Annotated in this window: 20 protein-coding genes, 1 tRNA gene and 1 riboswitch; of the genes, 17 read left to right on the top strand and 4 right to left on the bottom strand. The window is 42.5% G+C overall.

Features of this window, described 5'->3' with window-relative positions; genetic code table 11:
* Positions 1 to 422: 422 nt before the first annotated feature.
* Entirely contained in the window at positions 423 to 1,613 is a 1,191-nt protein-coding gene (locus G4V62_RS04795) for a MalY/PatB family protein (protein WP_165199751.1), read from the bottom strand.
* Between the two features lie 163 nt (positions 1,614 to 1,776).
* Here G4V62_RS04795 and G4V62_RS04790 point away from each other — a divergent pair, with 163 nt between their 5' ends.
* The 5 genes from G4V62_RS04790 to G4V62_RS04770 all read left to right on the top strand — a co-directional run bounded on the left by G4V62_RS04790 (position 1,777) and on the right by G4V62_RS04770 (position 4,072).
* Positions 1,777 to 2,025, top strand: coding sequence for a DUF1871 family protein (locus G4V62_RS04790; RefSeq protein WP_246218247.1), 249 nt, complete (start codon positions 1,777 to 1,779; stop codon positions 2,023 to 2,025).
* Between the two features lie 2 nt (positions 2,026 to 2,027).
* Positions 2,028 to 2,498, top strand: coding sequence for a M50 family metallopeptidase (locus G4V62_RS04785; RefSeq protein WP_165199747.1), 471 nt, complete (start codon positions 2,028 to 2,030; stop codon positions 2,496 to 2,498).
* 18 nt (positions 2,499 to 2,516) lie between these two features.
* Positions 2,517 to 3,086 (top strand): GNAT family N-acetyltransferase, encoded by a 570-nt coding sequence (locus tag G4V62_RS04780; RefSeq protein WP_165199745.1) that lies wholly within the window; start codon positions 2,517 to 2,519, stop codon positions 3,084 to 3,086.
* A 72-nt stretch (positions 3,087 to 3,158) separates the two neighbouring features.
* Positions 3,159 to 3,428, top strand: coding sequence for an HPr family phosphocarrier protein (locus tag G4V62_RS04775; RefSeq protein WP_165199743.1), 270 nt, complete (start codon positions 3,159 to 3,161; stop codon positions 3,426 to 3,428).
* 371 nt (positions 3,429 to 3,799) lie between these two features.
* Complete coding sequence (locus tag G4V62_RS04770) at positions 3,800 to 4,072, top strand: HPr family phosphocarrier protein (protein ID WP_165199741.1); 273 nt, start codon at positions 3,800 to 3,802, stop codon at positions 4,070 to 4,072.
* Between the two features lie 259 nt (positions 4,073 to 4,331).
* On the opposite strand, the gene G4V62_RS04765 is transcribed toward G4V62_RS04770, so the two are convergent.
* On the bottom strand, positions 4,332 to 4,895 hold the full coding sequence (locus G4V62_RS04765; RefSeq protein ID WP_165199739.1) for an LOG family protein: 564 nt from the start codon (positions 4,893 to 4,895) through the stop codon (positions 4,332 to 4,334).
* A 143-nt stretch (positions 4,896 to 5,038) separates the two neighbouring features.
* On the opposite strand from G4V62_RS04765, the gene G4V62_RS04760 reads away from it, so the two are divergent.
* The 3 genes from G4V62_RS04760 (at position 5,039) to rpiA (ending at position 7,223) form a co-directional block, all read left to right on the top strand.
* Positions 5,039 to 6,178 (top strand): GNAT family N-acetyltransferase, encoded by a 1,140-nt coding sequence (locus G4V62_RS04760; RefSeq protein WP_165199737.1) that lies wholly within the window; start codon positions 5,039 to 5,041, stop codon positions 6,176 to 6,178.
* A complete protein-coding gene (locus G4V62_RS04755; protein ID WP_165199735.1) occupies positions 6,082 to 6,372 on the top strand; it encodes a GNAT family N-acetyltransferase in 291 nt (96 codons plus the stop codon). The genes G4V62_RS04760 and G4V62_RS04755 overlap by 97 nt, the downstream gene beginning before the upstream one ends.
* 182 nt (positions 6,373 to 6,554) lie before the next feature.
* Positions 6,555 to 7,223: a ribose-5-phosphate isomerase RpiA gene (rpiA, locus tag G4V62_RS04750; RefSeq protein WP_165199733.1), complete on the top strand. Its 669-nt coding sequence runs from the start codon at positions 6,555 to 6,557 to the stop codon at positions 7,221 to 7,223.
* Here the strand turns inward: rpiA and G4V62_RS04745 are convergent.
* Complete coding sequence (locus G4V62_RS04745; RefSeq protein WP_165199731.1) at positions 7,213 to 8,061, bottom strand: alpha/beta fold hydrolase; 849 nt, start codon at positions 8,059 to 8,061, stop codon at positions 7,213 to 7,215. The genes rpiA and G4V62_RS04745 overlap by 11 nt on opposite strands.
* A 224-nt stretch (positions 8,062 to 8,285) precedes the next feature.
* On the opposite strand from G4V62_RS04745, the gene G4V62_RS04740 reads away from it, so the two are divergent.
* From G4V62_RS04740 to G4V62_RS04725, 4 genes are all read left to right on the top strand, one after another.
* On the top strand, positions 8,286 to 8,780 hold the full coding sequence (locus G4V62_RS04740) for an Lrp/AsnC family transcriptional regulator (RefSeq protein WP_165199729.1): 495 nt from the start codon (positions 8,286 to 8,288) through the stop codon (positions 8,778 to 8,780).
* The gene (locus G4V62_RS04735) at positions 8,777 to 9,985 is read left to right on the top strand and encodes an aminotransferase (protein WP_165199727.1); all 1,209 of its coding nucleotides are present in this window, start codon (positions 8,777 to 8,779) and stop codon (positions 9,983 to 9,985) included. Before G4V62_RS04740 ends, G4V62_RS04735 begins: the two co-directional genes overlap by 4 nt.
* A gap of 171 nt (positions 9,986 to 10,156) precedes the next feature.
* Positions 10,157 to 10,714 (top strand): RNA polymerase sigma factor, encoded by a 558-nt coding sequence (locus G4V62_RS04730; RefSeq protein WP_165199725.1) that lies wholly within the window; start codon positions 10,157 to 10,159, stop codon positions 10,712 to 10,714.
* Entirely contained in the window at positions 10,707 to 12,251 is a 1,545-nt protein-coding gene (locus G4V62_RS04725; RefSeq protein ID WP_165199723.1) for a hypothetical protein, read from the top strand. The genes G4V62_RS04730 and G4V62_RS04725 overlap by 8 nt, the downstream gene beginning before the upstream one ends.
* A gap of 54 nt (positions 12,252 to 12,305) precedes the next feature.
* Here the strand turns inward: G4V62_RS04725 and G4V62_RS04720 are convergent, their stop codons facing one another.
* On the bottom strand, positions 12,306 to 12,536 hold the full coding sequence (locus G4V62_RS04720) for a DUF378 domain-containing protein (protein WP_165199721.1): 231 nt from the start codon (positions 12,534 to 12,536) through the stop codon (positions 12,306 to 12,308).
* 144 nt (positions 12,537 to 12,680) lie between these two features.
* On the opposite strand from G4V62_RS04720, the gene G4V62_RS04715 reads away from it, so the two are divergent.
* The 5 genes from G4V62_RS04715 to G4V62_RS04695 all read left to right on the top strand — a co-directional run bounded on the left by G4V62_RS04715 (position 12,681) and on the right by G4V62_RS04695 (position 18,685).
* On the top strand, positions 12,681 to 13,844 hold the full coding sequence (locus G4V62_RS04715; protein WP_165199719.1) for an iron-containing alcohol dehydrogenase: 1,164 nt from the start codon (positions 12,681 to 12,683) through the stop codon (positions 13,842 to 13,844).
* A 113-nt stretch (positions 13,845 to 13,957) separates the two neighbouring features.
* Positions 13,958 to 15,310 carry a glucose-6-phosphate isomerase gene (locus G4V62_RS04710; protein WP_165199717.1) on the top strand — a complete coding sequence of 451 codons (1,353 nt, stop codon included), beginning with the start codon at positions 13,958 to 13,960 and terminating at the stop codon, positions 15,308 to 15,310.
* 67 nt (positions 15,311 to 15,377) lie between these two features.
* A riboswitch (SAM riboswitch) is annotated at positions 15,378 to 15,490 on the top strand.
* Between the two features lie 88 nt (positions 15,491 to 15,578).
* Positions 15,579 to 17,846, top strand: a complete 2,268-nt coding sequence (gene metE, locus G4V62_RS04705) for a 5-methyltetrahydropteroyltriglutamate--homocysteine S-methyltransferase (RefSeq protein ID WP_165199715.1) — start codon at positions 15,579 to 15,581, stop codon at positions 17,844 to 17,846.
* A gap of 129 nt (positions 17,847 to 17,975) precedes the next feature.
* Complete coding sequence (locus G4V62_RS04700) at positions 17,976 to 18,380, top strand: YugN family protein (RefSeq protein ID WP_165199713.1); 405 nt, start codon at positions 17,976 to 17,978, stop codon at positions 18,378 to 18,380.
* A 232-nt stretch (positions 18,381 to 18,612) separates the two neighbouring features.
* A tRNA-Ala gene (locus G4V62_RS04695) sits at positions 18,613 to 18,685 on the top strand.
* Positions 18,686 to 18,991 lie beyond the last annotated feature (306 nt).

Raw genomic sequence — 18,991 nt, 5'->3', positions numbered from 1 at the left:
CGAAAAACAGCTTCAAAATGGTGGGTAGATTCCATTTCGTATAATTCATGCATGTCAAAAAGGCTTAGTTGTCGTATAATGGTCATGGAAGTACATCTCCTTCTGTTCTATGGCTGTTTTCGTCGACTACCATTATACAGAATTTGGGGAGGTACTTCCTTTTTTATGTCTCGGAAGCCTTGCGTGGCAAGACCTTAGAATTATGAAATTCATTCATACAGGAAAGATATTGTCTAACAACGATTTCTACACCTAGTTCCTCAGTACTCTATCCAAGTGGGTTAACAGCTTTACTAAAACAGAAATTATAAATTTATCGTAGCTTTTCACACTGATATTTGTGAATTTTAAACTTTTTAAAAACAAAAAAAGACGACTAACTTTGCTTCATAACAAAGCTTTCGTCTTTTCTTTTTACGTAGTTAACTTCTGGCTGTCGCTTTGTGACTTTCAACAGCTATTTTAATGCGCTGTAACCCTTCGAGGACGGTTTGTTTCGGACAGGCGATATTCATTCGCATAAATCCGCTTCCTTCTTCTCCGAAAGAAATGCCGTCATTCATCGCAATCTTTCCTTTAGCTAGTAGTAATTCCTTCAAAGCCTGATCACTCAGGTCGAGAGCGGAAAAGTCAAGCCAGAGCAAGTACGTCCCTTCAGGCTTGATGAGTTGAACTTCAGGCAATTCAGCCGTGAGGAATGATTCAGCTGCGGCAATGTTCCCCTGTAGATAGGACAGAAGCTCATCAAGCCACGCACCGCCATGTTGATAAGCTGCTTTCATCGCAGTGAGCCCTAGCGTATTCAGCTGCGACAGACCAAAAGCATTATATTGTTTGTTGAACGCATCGCGAAGCTTTTGATTTGGTATGGCGACAAAAGAGGCTTGAAGCCCAGCCAAGTTAAAGGTTTTACTAGGGGAGAGGCAGGCAATAACGTGATCGTAGTAAGCTTCACCAAATTGTAGAGCCATCGTATGCTCGTGAGGCGCGTATACGAGGTCTGCGTGAATCTCATCAGAAACGAGCAGCACGTCATATTGAACACAAAGGTCGGCAATCCGTTTTAATTCCTGCTTCGTCCACACCCGGCCTATAGGGTTGTGAGGGCTACATAAAATCATTAGCTTCGGTTTTTTGGCCAGCTGCGCTTCAAGATCAGCGAAATCAATATGGTAGGTAGAATCTTTAAAGATGAGTTTGTTTGTTAATAAAGTGCGGTCGCTATTTTCTACGACTTTAAAAAACGGTGGATATACTGGTGTTTGGATGAGACAGGCATCACCAGGTTCAGAAAAAGCGTGAACGATGACACTAAGTGAATTGACGACAGATGAGCTGAAGGTGAGCCAGTCGGCTTGTAGCGCAGTGTGATGTCTTTCCTTATACCATGAAAGAATGGCATCTTTCGTCTCATCAGGAATCATCGTGTAGCCAAAGACGCCGTGATCAACACGTTCTTTAAGCGCTTGAAGTACAGCATCAGGTGCCTTGAAGTCCATATCAGCAACCCACATCGGTAATAAATCGTCGTAGCCAAAAAGTACTTTCGTCAAGTCCCATTTCACCGATTGAGTGTTTAAGCGGTCAATATTTTGATCGAACTGTAACGTCATTAAAGCGGCCTCCTTATGTATATATCATCTGTAAGCACAGTATAGCATAGCAAATGTACACTGCTAAAACGAGTTTCAATATGTCCATAAACGATCATTGCACCAAGCATTAATCTTCTCTAGAATGAAGTATATCTGAAAAAAGAAATAGGTGATATGCATGATGCAAGAAAAAGTGATACACATTGTGAGAGAATGGGATCCCTATGGATACGGTGCTGATTTTTATGAAACTGAGCCAGTGGATGTATTGCAAGCACTTTATGAAGAAACAGATGCTCATACTTTAGGACGTGTCATTCAAAGAATATATCATCAATCCTTTGGAGAACATATTGATCAAGTTTCTTGTTTTCAATTGGCACAACGCCTTTTACTTTTAAAAGAGGCGTCACATTGTGAGCTTCCATAGCAATGACGATTCTCTGGCAAATCAGCTTATTTTTCTTTGTTTTTGCTCCATCGGTCATCCTCATTCACGAATTTGGTCATGCGCTAGCTGGCCGCCTCCTTGGGCGGAATGATAGCACCATTGTCTTAGGCAAAGGACGTGAGGTGTTTAGTGGGGTATGGCAAAGGATCGGTGTAAGTATTAGGCAATGGTGGTTTTTAGGAGGATATACAAAAACGATTAGCTCAGATCACGCCTTTTCGGCAGGGAAGGGCATTCTTATTGCATTAGCAGGTCCTGTCATTAATCTTATTTGTGCATGGGTGATGTTTATAACCTTCCCAAAGACATTTATCTGGCAATGGACAGCCTATTTTCATTTATGGGTAGGGGTAGTGAACTTAATTCCTTTGTATATTGCCGGGCGTAAAAGTGATGGCTGGCATGCAATCCAGCTGTTTATAAGAGTTTTATGTGAAAGGGGCAAAACGTAAAGCATGAGGAAGAAAGAGATGTTTAAACGTCATCAATCAAATGACATTAAGCTATCACCCTCAACGGATGTGACCGTTCGGCTCACGCGCATGTCTGATGTACAACCGATGTACCGCTTGATATCAGCGCATCGCACACAGCTTCGTCAATGGCTCGGCTGGGTTGATCATGCGACAAGCCCTGACTATATGATCTCTTTTGTACAGCGCTCTTTAGAACAATATCAGAAAAACGATGGCTTTCAAGCAGTCATTGAATATAATGGGGAAGTGGCAGGTAACGTCGGTTTTCAATCAATTGATTGGTTTAGTAAAAATACAAGTCTTGGTTATTGGCTGGCAGATCGATACACCGGAAAAGGAGTCATGACGAAAGCTGTCAGTGCAATGATTGATTATGCTTTTTATGCTTACGGACTACATCGTGTTGAAATTCGCTGTGCGACTGAAAACGAAAAAAGTAAGCGTATTCCGGAGCGTTTAGGCTTCACATTAGAGGGTACAGTTCGTGAGGCAGAGTGGCTCACCTCTGGCTACGTTGACCATCACATTTATGGACTGCTCAAAAAAGAGTGGGTTGATCGATAAAATAGGAATGATTGATCCTTTGAGCGCATAGAGTGAAAGGGTTCAACTATGAAGGCGGAGGGATGAATGTAAATGGAGGAAGTTCAGAAAGAGATTCAATGTAAGAGAACGCTTGATCAAGCGACGACCATTGCTTTTTGTCAATTGGCAGGTCAATACTTATCCGATGTGAAAATTCGGCGAGGGTCGTTTACAGTCGATGCAAAGAGCATGATGGGTCTTATGGCGATTCCGATTAAAGACGGTGTTTCTTTGACGATTGAGGCGAGTGGAACTGATGCGGAGGAAGCTGTATCGGCAATCGAAGAATTTCTCGGTCAACCCGCAGCAAGCAACGTATAGCTTTGCGAAGTAGGCTGGCGATCAGCGAACAGCCTGAAAAACCGTGGCTTTTCTCGTTAGGGCAGGTCTTGTCTTTCGATCTTACAAGAATCCGCTCGTATGTTCATTAAGACAATCCGCTTGTTTGATCTATATATTGCGTGACAATTTACCAGATCAGCAACAGCTGTTAAGTCAATGTAGAGACTGTCCGACTTCGGGCAGTTTTTTTATCGTTTTACCGTTTGACGAGTTGATGACCTTTACTTCATACCGGAAGACTGGTATTATCCTTTGTTTGGGATCATGTGTTTATTAAAAATGTTTCTAGTACGTCAAAACAAACACACACAACAAAACGATCTAGCTTACATAATGTAAGGGGAAAGGAGTTGGACAACACAGTGAGCTTTATTAAAGAAACAGTGAGTCGCGTGACGATGACACAACCAAACATACAGACGTTTATTCATATGGTTCATCAATTTGAGTCAGACGTCATTATTCACAAAAACAACCGGCAGACGAATGCGAAGAGTCTATTAGGGCTTGTTGCTGCATTTATTCATGAGGGCGATGAAATTACAATCGTCACGACTGGACAGGATGCGAAAGAAGCATTGCAAGCTGTAGGTGATTTTTTTCTCGGCAAAACAACTGAGTAGGAGGCTGAAAGTCTTTTGCAGTCTGTTAACACACGCTCATAACTATCATTTTTCGTCTCGTTTGCCTGTTCATAATGTATGTTAGTCAAAGAGACGGGAGAGGTGGTAAGTCTTCCAAAAAAAGTGTAGATAAAGTCTGAAGTGACTTTATCTACACTGGGATACGCCATAGCTGATTAAACGGTGCTGACGAAAAATGGATCATCAGAGATGCAGATCCATTATTGGATGCTCTTTTTTGCTTTTTATGAGATGTTGTTCAATACGTCTTCACAGATGGAGGCTGATAGGAGTGCATTTGTTCAATTAATGCTTGTGGGGTTGAATCAACAAGGGCCATCTTACGGTATTTTTCATGTAAAAACTGTTCATCGGCCATATGGTTAAACAAAGAAATGAGTGGTTCATAGTAGTCATTGATATTGAGCAGGCCACACGGTTTCTCGTGGACACCTAGTTGAGCCCAAGTAAAGATCTCGATGAATTCCTCTAACGTGCCGGGACCTCCAGGTAATGCGATAAAACCGTCGGCTAAATCGGCCATTTTAGCTTTTCGTTCATGCATTGTATTGACGACATGTATTTCTGTTAAATGCTGATGGGAAATTTCCCGATCCTCTAGCATTTGTGGAATGACACCGATGACTTTTCCGCCATTCTCTAAAGCTGCATCGGCGACAGTGCCCATAAGCCCTACACTCGCCCCTCCATAGACAAGCGTGATGCCTTGTTTAGCAAGTTCTTTTCCTAAAGCAGTTGCGCCTTCTTTGTATTGTGATGTAGCTCCTTCGCTGGAACCACAAAAAACAGCAATTCGCTTCATTTTTATCTCCTCCTTTCATTATTTTATCGAAAGTTTATTTGAATTCTAGTCTTGAAAAATTGTTGCAAGCTTTTTATACACCTTTCAAAACAGTTCATTTTTCTGTAAAATAGATATAAATAAAACCGTGAAGGCGGATGATGATGACCTATGAAATGTATCAAGGATCGTTGCCAAGTTCGGTTTTAAATGAACTGTTACAGTTGTATAGTGCTGTATTTGGCGGCAATCCAAATGTGCTGTTTAGAAAGATGAGAACCTATGAACCGCTCCTCGTATTCGTCGCAGTGGACCAAGGAAAAGTCGTTGGTTTTAAAATGGGTTATGATCGAGAGCCTGATCATCACTATAGTTGGATGGGCTGTGTAGATCCAGCGCATCGCAGGCGGAACATCGCGAGTACATTGATGCGATTGCAGCACACATGGCTTCGCAGACATCGGTACACAGTAGTGGAAACCCATACATATAATAAATGGAGAGAAATGTTGCTCTTAAATATTCAGTCCGGTTTTTCTGTGACAAGTGTAGAAGTCGATGAAAAAGGGCAGAGTAAAATTATTTTAACGAAAAGCCTCATACCTCCATACAAACAACAGGCTCAAGTCACTCCCCGCGTTAATCACGTGTTTCAGCTTGCAGCGTCGTTAGTAAATGAGACAGTTTTAACGAGTGAAGCAGTCGTAAATGCTTGTCTCGCTTGTTTGTATGAAGATCGCTGGCTTACAGTGATGCCAGGAGAAATGAACGGGTTGAGCGTACCAACAGAAGCGTCATCTGTAGCTTCGTTTTCTTATGGATCTTTACATGTCCCTGCTGTGACGGATGAACTTCATGAGATTATGACTGAAGCGATGTTTGAGATGGAGAAGACAGGAAATACATTTTTAGATGTTTTTCATGTTATCCGAGCCTTTCATCGTAAACAGCCCCCATCTTGGAAGCGCGTCATCGAGATATTTGGTCAAGGTGTCATCGCTCAACAGCTTCTAAAGCCACGTGATATGCTTGTGGATCTGCATACGATCTCGTCATTGGAGACATCAGCCCTTTTACGGCTTCGAAAGAATGAAAATGTCAATGATACGGTCACTTCGTTGATGGAAATGGCTCGTTTTGAAGCTGGGGTCTTATACCCCGATCCTGAGAAAGGTTTTTTTATACCGTTGAAGAAGCAGGAGAGCCAATGGGTCTTCTTTTTCAGTATAATACGCCGCCAGGTACAATTGGTCATTTGTTTATACGCGAAGGTTTTCGGCAAAAAGGATTGGCTACAGCGTTAGTTACACATGCGCTTGACGAGCTTCGTAAAGAAGGCTATCGTTATGGCATTATTCATAAGTCCTACACACATGCGTTTTTTGAAAAGCAATGGAATGCATTGCCTGTACCATTGCAGGAAGAAAAACGTACGTGGTCATTCGAACAGACATTTCAACAAGAAAAAAAGAACCAGCCCTATAAAGAAACGGACTGATTCGATCTGAGGAGAGAAGGAATGTACTTCATGGCAATCAGATTGGGTGAAGTTGTACTCTAGGAGTCGTTTATTTTCTCTCTATACTCTCTATCGTATTCAGAAGCATTACAGATGTTTGGACGAACATCCAAGCCTGTCTAAAATGGGGCGTCGGCTCAATTTGTTATGGAGGATGAACGATGTCAAAAGAAATTAAAAAATTGGTTGGAGACAAGGCAGCAGCTTATGTCGAAGATGGGATGACGCTCGGTTTAGGAACAGGGTCTACGGTTTACTGGACTATAGAAAAAATTGGCGAAATGGTACAGCAAGGGTTAAAAGTACAAGGGATTCCAACTTCGATTGCGACTGAGGAGCAAGCGAAGCGTCTGGGAATCCCCCTTGTGACATTTAGAGATGTTTCTCACATCGATGTCACGATAGATGGTGCCGATGAGGTTGACCCTGAACTGCAGTTAATTAAAGGCGGCGGTGGCGCTTTATTAAGGGAAAAAATGGTGGCGATGGCGTCAACTCGTGTCATTATCGTTGCCGATGAGTCTAAAATTGTCGATCGGCTAGGGCAATTTCCGCTACCTGTAGAAGTGGTCACGTACGGTCTTGACCGGACGGCTTATGACATTGAACAGCTCGGTGGTAAGTCAACAGTGCGTAAAAAAGATGGTGAGACATACATGACGGACAATGGCAACATTATTCTTGATTGTGACTTTTATCCAATTACTGCCCCTGAAAAGCTGAGCCAGCAATTAAATATGTTACCAGGCGTCGTTGAAAACGGCTTATTTACCAACATTGCCGACACTGTCCTTGTTGGAACAGCCGAAGGGCGCGTCATTATAAAATAAGTGCTTGACGCCAGTGAATTGAGCGGGTGAAATCGATGACTTGCCGGTGCATCTCTTCTGGCTTTTCCTCTGGTAATAAATGGGCAGCATCTTCAAAAATGTGAAGCTTAGACTGAGGCAAATCCTTTTCGAGACGCCGGCCGACTGTTAAAGGTACAACGCGATCATGAGCGCCCCAGAGCAAACGAATGGGGAGGTGGATGCGCTGCAATGTCTCACTCTGAAGATCTCCCTCTCGATGTCGTAAAAAACGAACGAGCCCAGGAAAAATTTTCGGATGTTTAAAAGGTTCAGCATAGCCTTGAATCATCTCTGCTGTCACCGAGGAGCGGCGATAAACGACGTTGTAGAGATTCCCCTTTACACCAGTTTTGGCAAGTGCATATTTTAAGAGGTGTGAAAAGAAAGGGATATATGAGTAATAAATGAATTTTTTAACTGGTTTTAAGTAGCCGGATGAACCTAGAAGGGCTAAACCAGCCCAGCGATTTGTCTTTTGGGAAGCCGCATTTAATAGCACTTGCCCACCCATCGAATGGCCGATGCCAATACAGTTCATCCAATTCAGTTGAGCGATTAGAGCGTTCACGATCGCACCATAATTTTCATATGAATAAATCAGTCGTCTAGATTTTTCGGATTTTCCAAATGGTGGGAGATCGAGTGTGAGTATATGGTATTCTTGATGCAATAATGGCATTAAGTGACGAAAGCTAAACGAAGACGATAAAAAGCCATGAACGAGCACAGCTTTTGGAGCGTCTGGATTGGGGTGCGGCCAGTGCTCATAGTAGATGTTCGTTCTGTGATAGTCAATAAATCCGCGTATCGGTTTCATGAAACACCTCATCCTTTTTACACCAAGCTTCAAGTCTATTTTATCGTATTCCCCACGTTGTCGTCACGTGACACCATTGGACAAGATAGGCCGAGGATAATGTAAATATGGAATGAATCGATCTAGGGAAGAATAATCCATGTCGTAGCACACGTGTAGGTTTGTTATACTGTTTGTATTAGCTCTTCGTATGAGGTCATCATTAAAAGTGTAGGTGAGACAAAATGAATGAAAAAGAGATTGAAGTGTTAGAAATTATCGAACATAACGGCCGACAGTCAATTGACACGATTGCTAAGATGATTGACCTGTCTGTCGAAGAAACGGCAGAGATTATTAAACACCTAGAAGATAAGAAAGTCATCGTCGAATATGCAGCAGTGATCGACTGGGCTAAGGTTGAAGGGGATTCTACAATCAAAGCGATGATTGATGTCAAAGTGACGCCGAAGCGCGAAGTCGGTTTTGATGAAATCGCTCGCCGCATTTATCGCTACGATGAAGTAAAATCTGTGTACTTAATGTCCGGTGCCTATGATTTATCTGTCACCGTTGAAGGCAAGAGCATGGCTCAAGTGGCACAGTTTGTATCGGAAAAATTGTCTACGCTTGATTCGGTACTATCGACGACAACCCACTTTATTATGAAGCAATATAAGCATGACGGCACCATTTTTGATGAGGGTGATTCAGATAAAAGGATCGTGGTTTCTCCATGAGCGACCGCTTTCTATCCAAAACCGCGTCTGACCTTGAGCCATCAGGAATTCGCCGTTTTTTTGACTTGGCCGCGAGTATGGAAGGCGTGATCTCCCTTGGTGTGGGAGAGCCTGATTTTACGACTTCGTGGAAAATTCGTGAGGCGAGTATCCTATCACTTGAAGAAGGGTATACGTCATATACAGCAAATCCAGGCATTCCCGAATTAAGACAAGAAATCGCTTACTATTATGCATCGAAATATAATACAGCTTATGACCCGTTAGAAGAGGTTCTCGTGACTGTTGGTGCGAGTCAAGCGATTGATTTAGCGATTCGAGCCATCGTGAACCCTGGAGATGAAGTCATTGTTGTCCGCCCGAGTTTTGTGTCTTATCTTCCAGTTGTTCAATTGGTTGGTGGTGTGCCAGTGCCAGTAGATACAACTGATGTCACACACTTTATTCCGACAGTGGAGCAAATTGAGGCAGCCATTACAGAGCGGACAAAAGCCATTTTAATCTGTTCACCTAATAATCCGACTGGCACCGTGATGGATAAAAAGAGTTTAGCTGATCTTGCTGAATTATGTGTCGCACATGATTTGGTCGTCATCTCAGATGAAATATATTCAGAATTGAGTTATGATGAGCCGCACACGTCGATCGCTTCTCTTGATGGCATGAAAGAGCGCACCATTATTATTAATGGCTTTTCTAAAGGGTTTGCAATGACGGGCTGGCGACTCGGATTTGCTCTCGGTCCAGAAGCCATTGTGCAGGCAATGCTGAAAATTCATCAGTATACGACGATGTGTGCTTCGACAACTGCCCAATATGGCGCTTTAGAAGCGTTGAGAAACGGCTGGGATGATGTTGTGCACATGAAAAAAAGCTATCAGCGTCGGCGGAATTACATCGTGCGGTCTTTTGAGGAGATTGGCTTACCTTGTCATAAACCAGGTGGCGCTTTTTACGCTTTTCCATCCATTCGTCCGACAGGGCTATCGAGCGTCGAATTTGCTGAGGCGTTGTTAAACGAAGAAAAGGTTGCAGTTGTGCCGGGAAATGTGTTCGGGCCAAGTGGTGAAGGGCACATTCGTTGCTCTTATGCTTCCTCGATGGATCACTTGCAAGAGGCGATTCGTCGAATGGAGCGGTTTGTTAGCAGCTATCTTGCTTCCTCTCAAGAAGAAGCCTCTGAAGCGGTCTCGACAAAGCCTTAAGCATTCGCTTGTTGATAAACGAAAAAAAGTGAATAGCAAAAATGATGTTGTTATTTACCTTCAAACGTGAGAGGTTGTCAATCTCACGTTTTTTTATGGGGAAAAAATACCTTAAATGTGAAACAATTTCTCTAAATCGTCCGTTTACATGTGTGGAAGGGGGATCAATGAATGGATGAAGCAAATTTGATCCGTCGAGCTAAAAAAGGAAACATGGCAGCATTTCAAAGGCTGGTAGAGATTTATGCTCCGGTCGTTGAGCGTTTTGCTTATCAGCTCGGCAATCGACCTCATGAGGTTGAAGACATCGCACAAGAAGTATTTATTCGCGTATATCGATTTTTAGGGCAGTATCAACAAGCTAAATTTTCCACATGGTTATATAAAATTACATTAAATACAACACGAGATTTGGCACGGAAAAAAACACAATATGATCGTAAGGTCGTCAAGTTAAAGCAAGACCGACAGACTGAAGAAAGCTGTGCAGCTGCTGAAGAATCTGTTTTACAATCCGAACAAGACCGCATTCTGCATCAATGTGTGCAGTCATTAGATGAAAAATATCGTGTTCCGTTGGTGTTGTATTATTTTCAGGATCGAAAATACAACGAAATTGCTGAGATTATGCAAGTATCTTTAGCTACGGTAAAAACGAGAATGTTTAGAGCGAAGGAGCTCTTAAAGCAAGAGATTAAAAAAAGTCAGGAGGGGTCGCATCTTGGATGATCAACAGCTGGAAAAACAACTTCAACAGCTAAAAAATACATACAACCAAATGCCTCGCTTCTCTGATCAAGACAAGATAATGAAGGAGATACAACAGGAGCGGAGGGAGAAACCAGCATTTAAAGTTCGGCGATTTCGAAAGGCACCGCTTATTGCTAGCATCGCAGGGCTTGTCGTCATCGGGGGCATGCTTGGAAATGGTTTATTGCAATCCAATCTGACGTTATCTAATTCATCTGAAAATAGTGTAGAGACGACAAACCCTCAATTTGATGTTGAGCTTGATAACAAATTCGATGCCTTAGTGCAAGAGCTATTCATCGAGAAACTTCAGCTGTCTAAAGTACCAGCTGATCTTGAGTTTATCAAGGAAGCTGAAAAGTTTGCGGCACATAGTAAAGAGAAATTATCCGAGATGGGGGAGGAAGAAGCAGAGGCGCTATATCGAATTAGTGTTGAAGAGTTAGAAAAAAAACTTGAATCACCTGCAGAAACAATCCAAAGGCTGACAAATTCGACCAATCTAGGTGTTGACTTACGCTCAGATGAACTCACTCGTCTCGTGAAAAAGCAAATGGAATTAAGGCCGTTATTAGCAAGTCATATGGGAGAGTGGTCGGAAGAAGCGCTTACCTCTCAAGGCTATACTTTACAACAAACGGATTTACAAATTGATTGGTCATTCCTGGATCAGACATTTAGAAAGATCACAAATGAAAAGATTTCCAGATTTATTCAATTGCAAAATCATGTTGTTACTATACAAGCAGAAAACCTTTCATGGAACGATTTATCCGATCGAATTGTTGATATTGAGTGGTATTTACAAACATTTCCACAAGCTGATTTTATGTTGGTTGAAAAAATGCTACAACAATATCACGAGCACCTTTATCTTTATTTAGGTAAAGGAGAATCGCATTCTTCATTTCAAGAAAATGGATATTTAAAACAGGAAGTGCAATCAAGCTACGAACGCTTTTTGATTAACTACCCGAATACGTTAACCTTTTTTACTGTACAATCGTTCTATTCTCTATTAGAAAACAATGGCTTTCAAACGAGTGAAGAGGTTCAGGCTTTTGTCGTTAATGGATTAGCGCAAAATTTGGAAGTAGAGAGAAGTGCTGAAGATATTCAAGAGCCTATTTTGCCGTTAAAAGAGCCTTTAGATCAGCGTTACGAAAAATGGAAACTAGATCAATCTGCTATGTCGCTTGAAAAATTGCTCCCTATCGAAGTAGCCCAGTTTTTTGCTAAAGCGATTGAAGAAAATGCATTTGACTTAGCTGAGAAATTAGTGGTATCAAGGGAAAGTGAAGAGATAAATATCGAGAAATCTAGCCCTTATTTGTCGCCATATTGGCTCACGTTAACAGAAGGTAAAATAAAGACGCTGCCAGATGACATGGGGAAAATATTGATGTGGGTGACTGATGAAACAGCGATAAGTACGCCTTATTTCGTTCGCTTCCTTAAGGATGAAAACAGCTGGAAAATTGATTGGGATGCTCTTCTCTTTCAAGCAAGACAATAACGAGATGAAAGAAGGTGACCCTTTGGCCTATTGGCTGCAGGAGTCACCTTTTTGTTATGAATAGTTTCGGTCAGGCTCCGTTTCCGTCACTTCTGCTGGTTTAAAAAGTAGTGACAAGGCGATTAAGCCACTAATTCCTACTAAGCCATAGATGATGCGTGCTAAAGCAGCATCTTGTCCACCAAAAATAGCTGCGACGAGATCAAACTGGAAAAATCCGATAAGGCCCCAGTTGATCGCACCGATGATGATTAACAATAAAGCGATGCGCTGAAGTGTACTCACGAACATCCCTCCTTAAGGTGATTTTTTTCTTTTTTAATGTGCGCAAATCGATGGCATCCTATTCACTCGCGAGACGAAATGCTTTTCAAGTTCTATCAAGTTCATGCATAATGAGAAAAAGGCAAAAGGGAGAGATGAATTGCAATGCAAACATTTGTATATCATAATCCGACCCGACTTATTTTTGGCGAAGGGGTTACCGAACAGCTGATTGAACAGCTCGAACCATACGGCTCAAAAATTCTTCTCGTTTATGGAGGCGGAAGCATTAAACGCAGCGGTTTGTATGATCACGTTGTGAAACTTTTACAGGAAGCGAATAAGACCGTTTTTGAATTAGCAGGCGTCGAGCCAAACCCACGCGTAGAAACAGCGCGCAAAGGTGTGCAAATTTGTAAGGAAAACGATGTCGATGTCATCCTTGCAGTGGGCGGGGGAAGTGTGATCGATTGTACAAAGCTTATCGCTGCTGCGTCGCTTCATGATGCCGATGCATGGGACATTGTCCAAAAGAAAGTCACGGTTGAACGTGCAATGCCTTTCGGAACTATTTTGACGCTTGCTGCAACCGGTTCGGAAATGAACTCTGGTTCTGTTATCACGAACTGGGAGACAAAAGAAAAAGATAGTTGGGGCAGCCCACACGTCTTTCCAGCTTTTTCGTTACTTGATCCGCGACATACAGTAACGGTGCCAAAAGACCATACTGTTTATGGCATGGTTGATATAATGTCCCATTGCTTTGAACAATATTTTCATCATGATGAGAATACGCACGTACAGGATCGCTTTAATGAAGGGTTGTTAAAAACAGTCATTGCAACGGCACCTGAGCTATTAAAGGATTTGTCAAACATTACCCACCGAGAAACGATTTTGTATGCCGGTACAATGGCGCTCAATGGTACGTTATCGATGGGTGTTCGTGGTGATTGGGCGTGTCACAATTTAGAGCATGCGATTTCTGCGGTTCATGACATCCCGCACGCAGGAGGGCTGGCTATTATTTTCCCTCATTGGATGCAGCATGTGTTGCAAGAAAATGTTGAGCGCTTCAAACAATTTGCCATCCGTGTATTTGAAGTTCATCCACTTGGAAAAACTGATGAAGAGATTGCTTTAGAGGGGATTGAAAAATTACGTGTGTTTTGGACATCTCTTGGTGCACCAGAACGATTAGCTGATTATGGTATTGAAGAAAATACGCTCCCGACGATCGTTGAACAGGCAATGGAAAACGGACCATTTGGGCAGTTTTCTACGCTAAATGCTTCAGATTGTGAGGCCATTTTACGAGCCTCTTTGTAAGTGTGAGTGAGACAAATGTTTCGTATGGGTGGATTTTTTTGAAAGTATGCTAGGTTTTATGAGTGTAACGTGGTAAAATAAACATAGAGCGACTAGCATAATGGAGGTACATGATGACTAAACCACTACATTTTTCTTATGAAGAAGCACTGTCCTTTTTTCAGCCTCATGAAATTGATTATTTACAACAGACGGTCTCAACATTACATAAAAGTATTCATGAGAAAACAGGCGCAGGCGCTGATTATTTGGGCTGGGTCGATTTACCAGTTGATTATGACAAGGAAGAGTTTGCCCGCATTGAAAAAGCAGCAGCTCAGATTAAAGATCATTCCGATGTTTTGATTGTCATCGGGATTGGTGGTTCGTATCTTGGTGCCCGTGCTGCCTTAGAAATGTTAAACCATAGCTTTTACAATATCATTGACAAAGAAGACCGCAAGGCGCCGCAAATTATCTTCTTAGGTCACCACATTTCTGCACAATATGTAGCGGATTTGCAAGACGTCTTAAAAAACAAAGACGTTTCTGTGAATGTGATTTCGAAATCAGGAACGACAACGGAGCCCGCGATTGCATTTCGCCATATGAAAACGTGGATGGAAGAAAAATATGGCAAAGATGAGGCGAAAAAGCGTATTTTTGCAACGACGGATAAAGAAAAAGGGGCTTTAAAGACATTGGCGTCTGAAGAAGGTTATGAAACTTTCGTCATTCCCGATGATGTCGGTGGGCGTTACTCTGTGCTCACTGCTGTTGGTCTGTTACCAATTGCGGTCAGTGGTATTTCTATTCAAGATATGATGCAAGGAGCGGCAGATGCCCGTGAAGCTTACAGCGCGCCAAACGTTCACGATAACGAAGCGTATCAGTATGCTGCTGTAAGAAACGTTTTGTATAACAAAGGCTATACGATTGAAATGCTTATTAATTACGAGCCTTCTTTGCAATATTTCTCTGAATGGTGGAAGCAGTTATTTGGAGAAAGTGAAGGGAAAGACCTGAAAGGGATCTACCCATCTTCTGCCAATTTCTCAACTGACTTACATTCCTTAGGTCAATATGTCCAAGAAGGACGCAGAGATTTATTTGAAACAGTCCTCTCTGTCGAGGAGCCAGGTGCGCAAATTTTGATTGAGAAAGACGAGAATAATTTAGATGGCTTAAATTACTTAGGTGGTCGAGACCTTGACTTTGTAAATAAAAAAGCGCAAGAAGGTACTCGTCTAGCTCATATTGATGGCGGCGTTCCGAACTTGAACGTGCATATTGCTAAGCGCGACGCCTATCACTTCGGTTATCTCGTCTATTTCTTTGAGAAAGCATGCGCGATGAGTGGTTACTTGTTGGGTGTTAACCCATTCGATCAGCCTGGTGTCGAAGCGTATAAGCAAAACATGTTTGCTCTACTAGGGAAGCCCGGCTTTGAAGAGCGTTTAAACGAGCTAAAAGATCGCTTAACGTAAAATCTTCAAAAAAAGGTTTGACAGATGATTTTATCTAGTGCTAGGATATAACTCATAATTAAATACTCTCTTATTAAGAGCGGTGGAGGGACTGGCCCTGTGAAACCCGGCAACCATTCAGACGAAGATCTGAATAAGGTGCTAAATCCTGCAAAGCGATAGAGCTTTGAGAGATGAGAGCGAAGGAACGTGACCAGACCTCTCCGCTCTTAGGAGAGGTTTTTTTTGTTAAATGAATCAATGACTTACACAGACCGAGGAGGATAAGATGAAAACTGCAAACATTGGCTATCCACGAATTGGCGCTCACCGGGAATGGAAAAAAGCATTAGAGGCTTTTTGGAAAAACGAGACAACTGAAGAGACTCTCAAGGACGCGTTAAAAAACATTCGGATTGAAAATTTAGAAAAGCAACAAAAGAAAAACCTTGATTTTATTCCTGTAGCTGACTCTTCTTGGTATGATCATATTCTTGATACAGCATGGAGCTTAAATATTATCCCTGAAAGATTTCGTTCACTAGAAGACACACCCGGTTTGGACACATATTTTGCCATTGCACGCGGAACAAAAGACGGGGTCGCTTCAGAGATGACGAAATGGTTCAATACCAATTACCATTACATCGTGCCAGAATTTGATGACAAGACAAAGCCGGCACTTGTCCATAATCGTTGGAGTGATGCTTTTAACGAAGCAAAAGAAATTGGCATTGACGGCGGTGTACCGGTGATCGTCGGACCTTATACATTTCTTTCTTTATCCAAAGGTGTTGAGCAATTTTCAGAGCGTTTAAACGAGCTTAAAGCTATTTATATCAACATCTTTAAGCAACTGGAAAAAGACGGTGCTGCTTGGGTGCAAGTCGATGAGCCGATCTTGTCTACTAGCTTAACGACAGAAGAAGTTCAAACAATTGCTGAATTGTATAATGATATTAAAGCAGAGCTTCCGCAACTTAACCTCAAGCTACAAACGTATTTTTCAAATATTGCGCATTGGGAAATCATTAAAAAGTCTAATGTCGATGGCTTTGGACTCGATTTCGTCCACGATGGCGAAACACAGCTAAAAACCCTTACTGAGTCAGGGTTTCCTGAAGGGAAAACGTTATTTGCTGGGGTTTTAAATGGCCGAAATATTTGGCGGTCTGATATTCAAACGGTTGGTGTGCTCGTAAAAGCGCTGAACGCTCTTACGCCAGACATCGTGATTCAGCCTTCATGCAGTCTGCTTCATGTTCCGGTTACGGTTGAATTGGAGAAGGATTTGCCGTCGTGGCTGCGTGATGGACTAGCCTTTGCTGATGAAAAATTAACTGAGCTGTCAATCGTTAGTGATTGGGCGGCTGGGAAAACAACAGGTGCGGACCTCCAGTTAAAAGCACTAGCAACGCTTCAAGAAGCGCCAGGACGGCAAAAAAATGAAGTTCGTCAAGCAGTTGCCGCTTTGACAGATGAAGATTTTCATCGAGCTTCACCTTATGCAGAGCGAAAAGAAAAACAGAAAGAAGCATTTCAATTGCCTTTGCTACCTACAACAACCATCGGTTCGTTGCCACAGACGCAAACTGTTCGTCAAGAACGTCTCAAATGGCGAAGAAAAGAGAAAAGCAACGAAGAGTACGAAGCATTCATTCAAGCTGAGACGAAACGTTGGGTTGATATCCAAGAGGAGCTTGATATCGATGTCCTCGTTCACGGTGAATTTGAACGGACCGACATGGTTGAATACTTCGGCGAAAAGCTCGACGGCTTTGCCTTCACTCGGTACGGCTGGGTACAATCTTATGGTTCGCGTTGCGTAAAGCCACCCGTCATTTACGGAGATGTTGCGTTTAGAGAACCGATGACAGTTGCAGAAAGCAAATATGCTCAGTCATTAACGTCCCGTCCTGTCAAAGGAATGCTGACCGGTCCGATTACGATTTTAAACTGGTCATTCGTCCGTAACGACGTCTCAAGAAGAGACGTTGTCCTGCAAATTGGTCTTGCCTTACGTGAAGAAATTCGTCACTTAGAGGAGAATGGCATCACGATGATCCAAGTTGATGAGCCAGCGCTTCGCGAAGGACTTCCACTGAAGAAGAATTTACATGAAGCTTATTTGAATGATGCCGTAGAATCATTCCGCTTAGCGACGAGTGCTGTCAAGCCGACAACGCAAATTCATACGCATATGTGCTATAGCGAATTTGACAAAATCATTAAGTCGATTGACGCTCTTGACGCTGATGTTATTTCCATTGAAACGTCGAGAAGTCATGGAGAGCTTGTCTCTGCGTTTGAGGATGATCACTATGATAAGGGCATTGGTCTCGGCGTATACGATATTCATTCGCCACGCGTCCCGACGCAAGAAGAAATGGTGCAAAATATTAAGCGTGCACTCACCGTGCTAGACCCTGAACAATTTTGGGTAAATCCAGATTGTGGTTTGAAAACCCGTGCTGAAAAAGAAACCGTCGAAGCGCTTAAAGTGATGGTGAAAGCCGCCCACGACGTCCGCGAAAGCGTCCTTAGTAAACAGCAATAACAATATTAATGAAGAAAGCCGCTCGAGGTCGAGCGGTTTTTTCGTGCGCGAAACATCTATTGTATACATTTTAAGCGACCGGGAAGTTTAATACATAATGTCAATTTGATTAAAAGGGAGTGGGCTTCGGTGAGAACGATTCCGTCTGCACTTGAAGGCAAGCAAATGAAGATGCACCGTTTAGCACAAATGATGGAGAAAAAAGGGTTTGCGTTAGGCGGAAGCTGGGATTATGACCATGGCTTTTTTGATTATCGCCTTCCGGGAGAGGAAACGTATTATTTTGTTCGCATCCCGATCACTTCAGCAGGCGCTCCGTTAGATGAGCCTGAAGCGACTGTAGTGATTGGTCAGCCTTTTGTCCTTGGCCATCAGTACCAGCGGTCGATTGATTACAAAGCATCATCAAGCAACATTACGGCTTCCGTGAACCAATTTCAAAGTCCAGAGGATCCTGATACCGACGTGCCTGACGAGATGTATGAGCTAGGCGCGCAGCTGGTTCAAGAGATGGAGGCAGATTTTGTTTCCTAAAACGAAACTGTTGAAAACGTTGAATGAAGTGATTGCTAAGACTGATAAGGCATTGGTCATGCTATTTAAGCGTGTTTACAAACCAAGCATTGGAACATTCAACAAAATTTTTAGTGAATATTTCCAAACACAGTTGTGAGGAAAAATGAGCTCGTTTTTTATCCGTATATAAGAAAAAAGTGTTGCATTTTACCAGCATTTTCTCTATAATAATTGTTGTCGGATAAAACGAGGGGCCATAGCTCAGCTGGGAGAGCGCTACGCTGGCAGCGTAGAGGTCAGGGGTTCGAGCCCCCTTGGCTCCATACTTAAAGAAGCGCGCACACTTTATCTTTGAAGTGTGCGCGTTTTTTTTATCGCTTTTCCCATGCAGATTTGTAGGGATAGATTGTGCTAAAATGTTACCGCTCACATAAAAACTAAGGTAGTATCTAATTGAAAAGGTTCTTTGTAGGGAAAAAGCTAGTGTGTCTTTGGCAATTTACAGAGACAATATTCTTATGTCTCATGATCAAATTGGCGAAATGGAGAGAAGCTCGTTTACGAATGGTAAGCGCTAAATGAGAAGGACGTGTTTTATGATATAAAAGGCATTACTTTGTACATTCTCA

The sequence above is a fragment of the Litoribacterium kuwaitense genome, assembly GCF_011058155.1.
GTDB classification, from domain to species: domain Bacteria; phylum Bacillota; class Bacilli; order Bacillales; family DSM-28697; genus Litoribacterium; species Litoribacterium kuwaitense.
This window is presented reverse-complemented; position numbering and strand designations above follow the sequence as displayed.

Bases quoted from the DNA above. Each gene is read 5' to 3' on its own strand.
- G4V62_RS04795 (WP_165199751.1), bottom strand. From the start codon at position 1,613: ATGACGTTACAGTTCGATCAAAATATTGACCGCTTAAACACTCAATCG.
- G4V62_RS04790 (WP_246218247.1), top strand. From the start codon at position 1,777: ATGCAAGAAAAAGTGATACACATTGTGAGAGAATGGGATCCCTATGGA.
- G4V62_RS04785 (WP_165199747.1), top strand. From the start codon at position 2,028: ATGACGATTCTCTGGCAAATCAGCTTATTTTTCTTTGTTTTTGCTCCA.
- G4V62_RS04780 (WP_165199745.1), top strand. From the start codon at position 2,517: ATGTTTAAACGTCATCAATCAAATGACATTAAGCTATCACCCTCAACG.
- G4V62_RS04775 (WP_165199743.1), top strand. From the start codon at position 3,159: ATGGAGGAAGTTCAGAAAGAGATTCAATGTAAGAGAACGCTTGATCAA.
- G4V62_RS04765 (WP_165199739.1), bottom strand. From the start codon at position 4,895: ATGAAGCGAATTGCTGTTTTTTGTGGTTCCAGCGAAGGAGCTACATCA.
- G4V62_RS04760 (WP_165199737.1), top strand. From the start codon at position 5,039: ATGACCTATGAAATGTATCAAGGATCGTTGCCAAGTTCGGTTTTAAAT.
- G4V62_RS04755 (WP_165199735.1), top strand. From the start codon at position 6,082: ATGGGTCTTCTTTTTCAGTATAATACGCCGCCAGGTACAATTGGTCAT.
- rpiA (WP_165199733.1), top strand. From the start codon at position 6,555: ATGTCAAAAGAAATTAAAAAATTGGTTGGAGACAAGGCAGCAGCTTAT.
- G4V62_RS04745 (WP_165199731.1), bottom strand. From the start codon at position 8,061: ATGAAACCGATACGCGGATTTATTGACTATCACAGAACGAACATCTAC.
- G4V62_RS04740 (WP_165199729.1), top strand. From the start codon at position 8,286: ATGAATGAAAAAGAGATTGAAGTGTTAGAAATTATCGAACATAACGGC.
- G4V62_RS04735 (WP_165199727.1), top strand. From the start codon at position 8,777: ATGAGCGACCGCTTTCTATCCAAAACCGCGTCTGACCTTGAGCCATCA.
- G4V62_RS04730 (WP_165199725.1), top strand. From the start codon at position 10,157: ATGGATGAAGCAAATTTGATCCGTCGAGCTAAAAAAGGAAACATGGCA.
- G4V62_RS04715 (WP_165199719.1), top strand. From the start codon at position 12,681: ATGCAAACATTTGTATATCATAATCCGACCCGACTTATTTTTGGCGAA.
- G4V62_RS04710 (WP_165199717.1), top strand. From the start codon at position 13,958: ATGACTAAACCACTACATTTTTCTTATGAAGAAGCACTGTCCTTTTTT.
- metE (WP_165199715.1), top strand. From the start codon at position 15,579: ATGAAAACTGCAAACATTGGCTATCCACGAATTGGCGCTCACCGGGAA.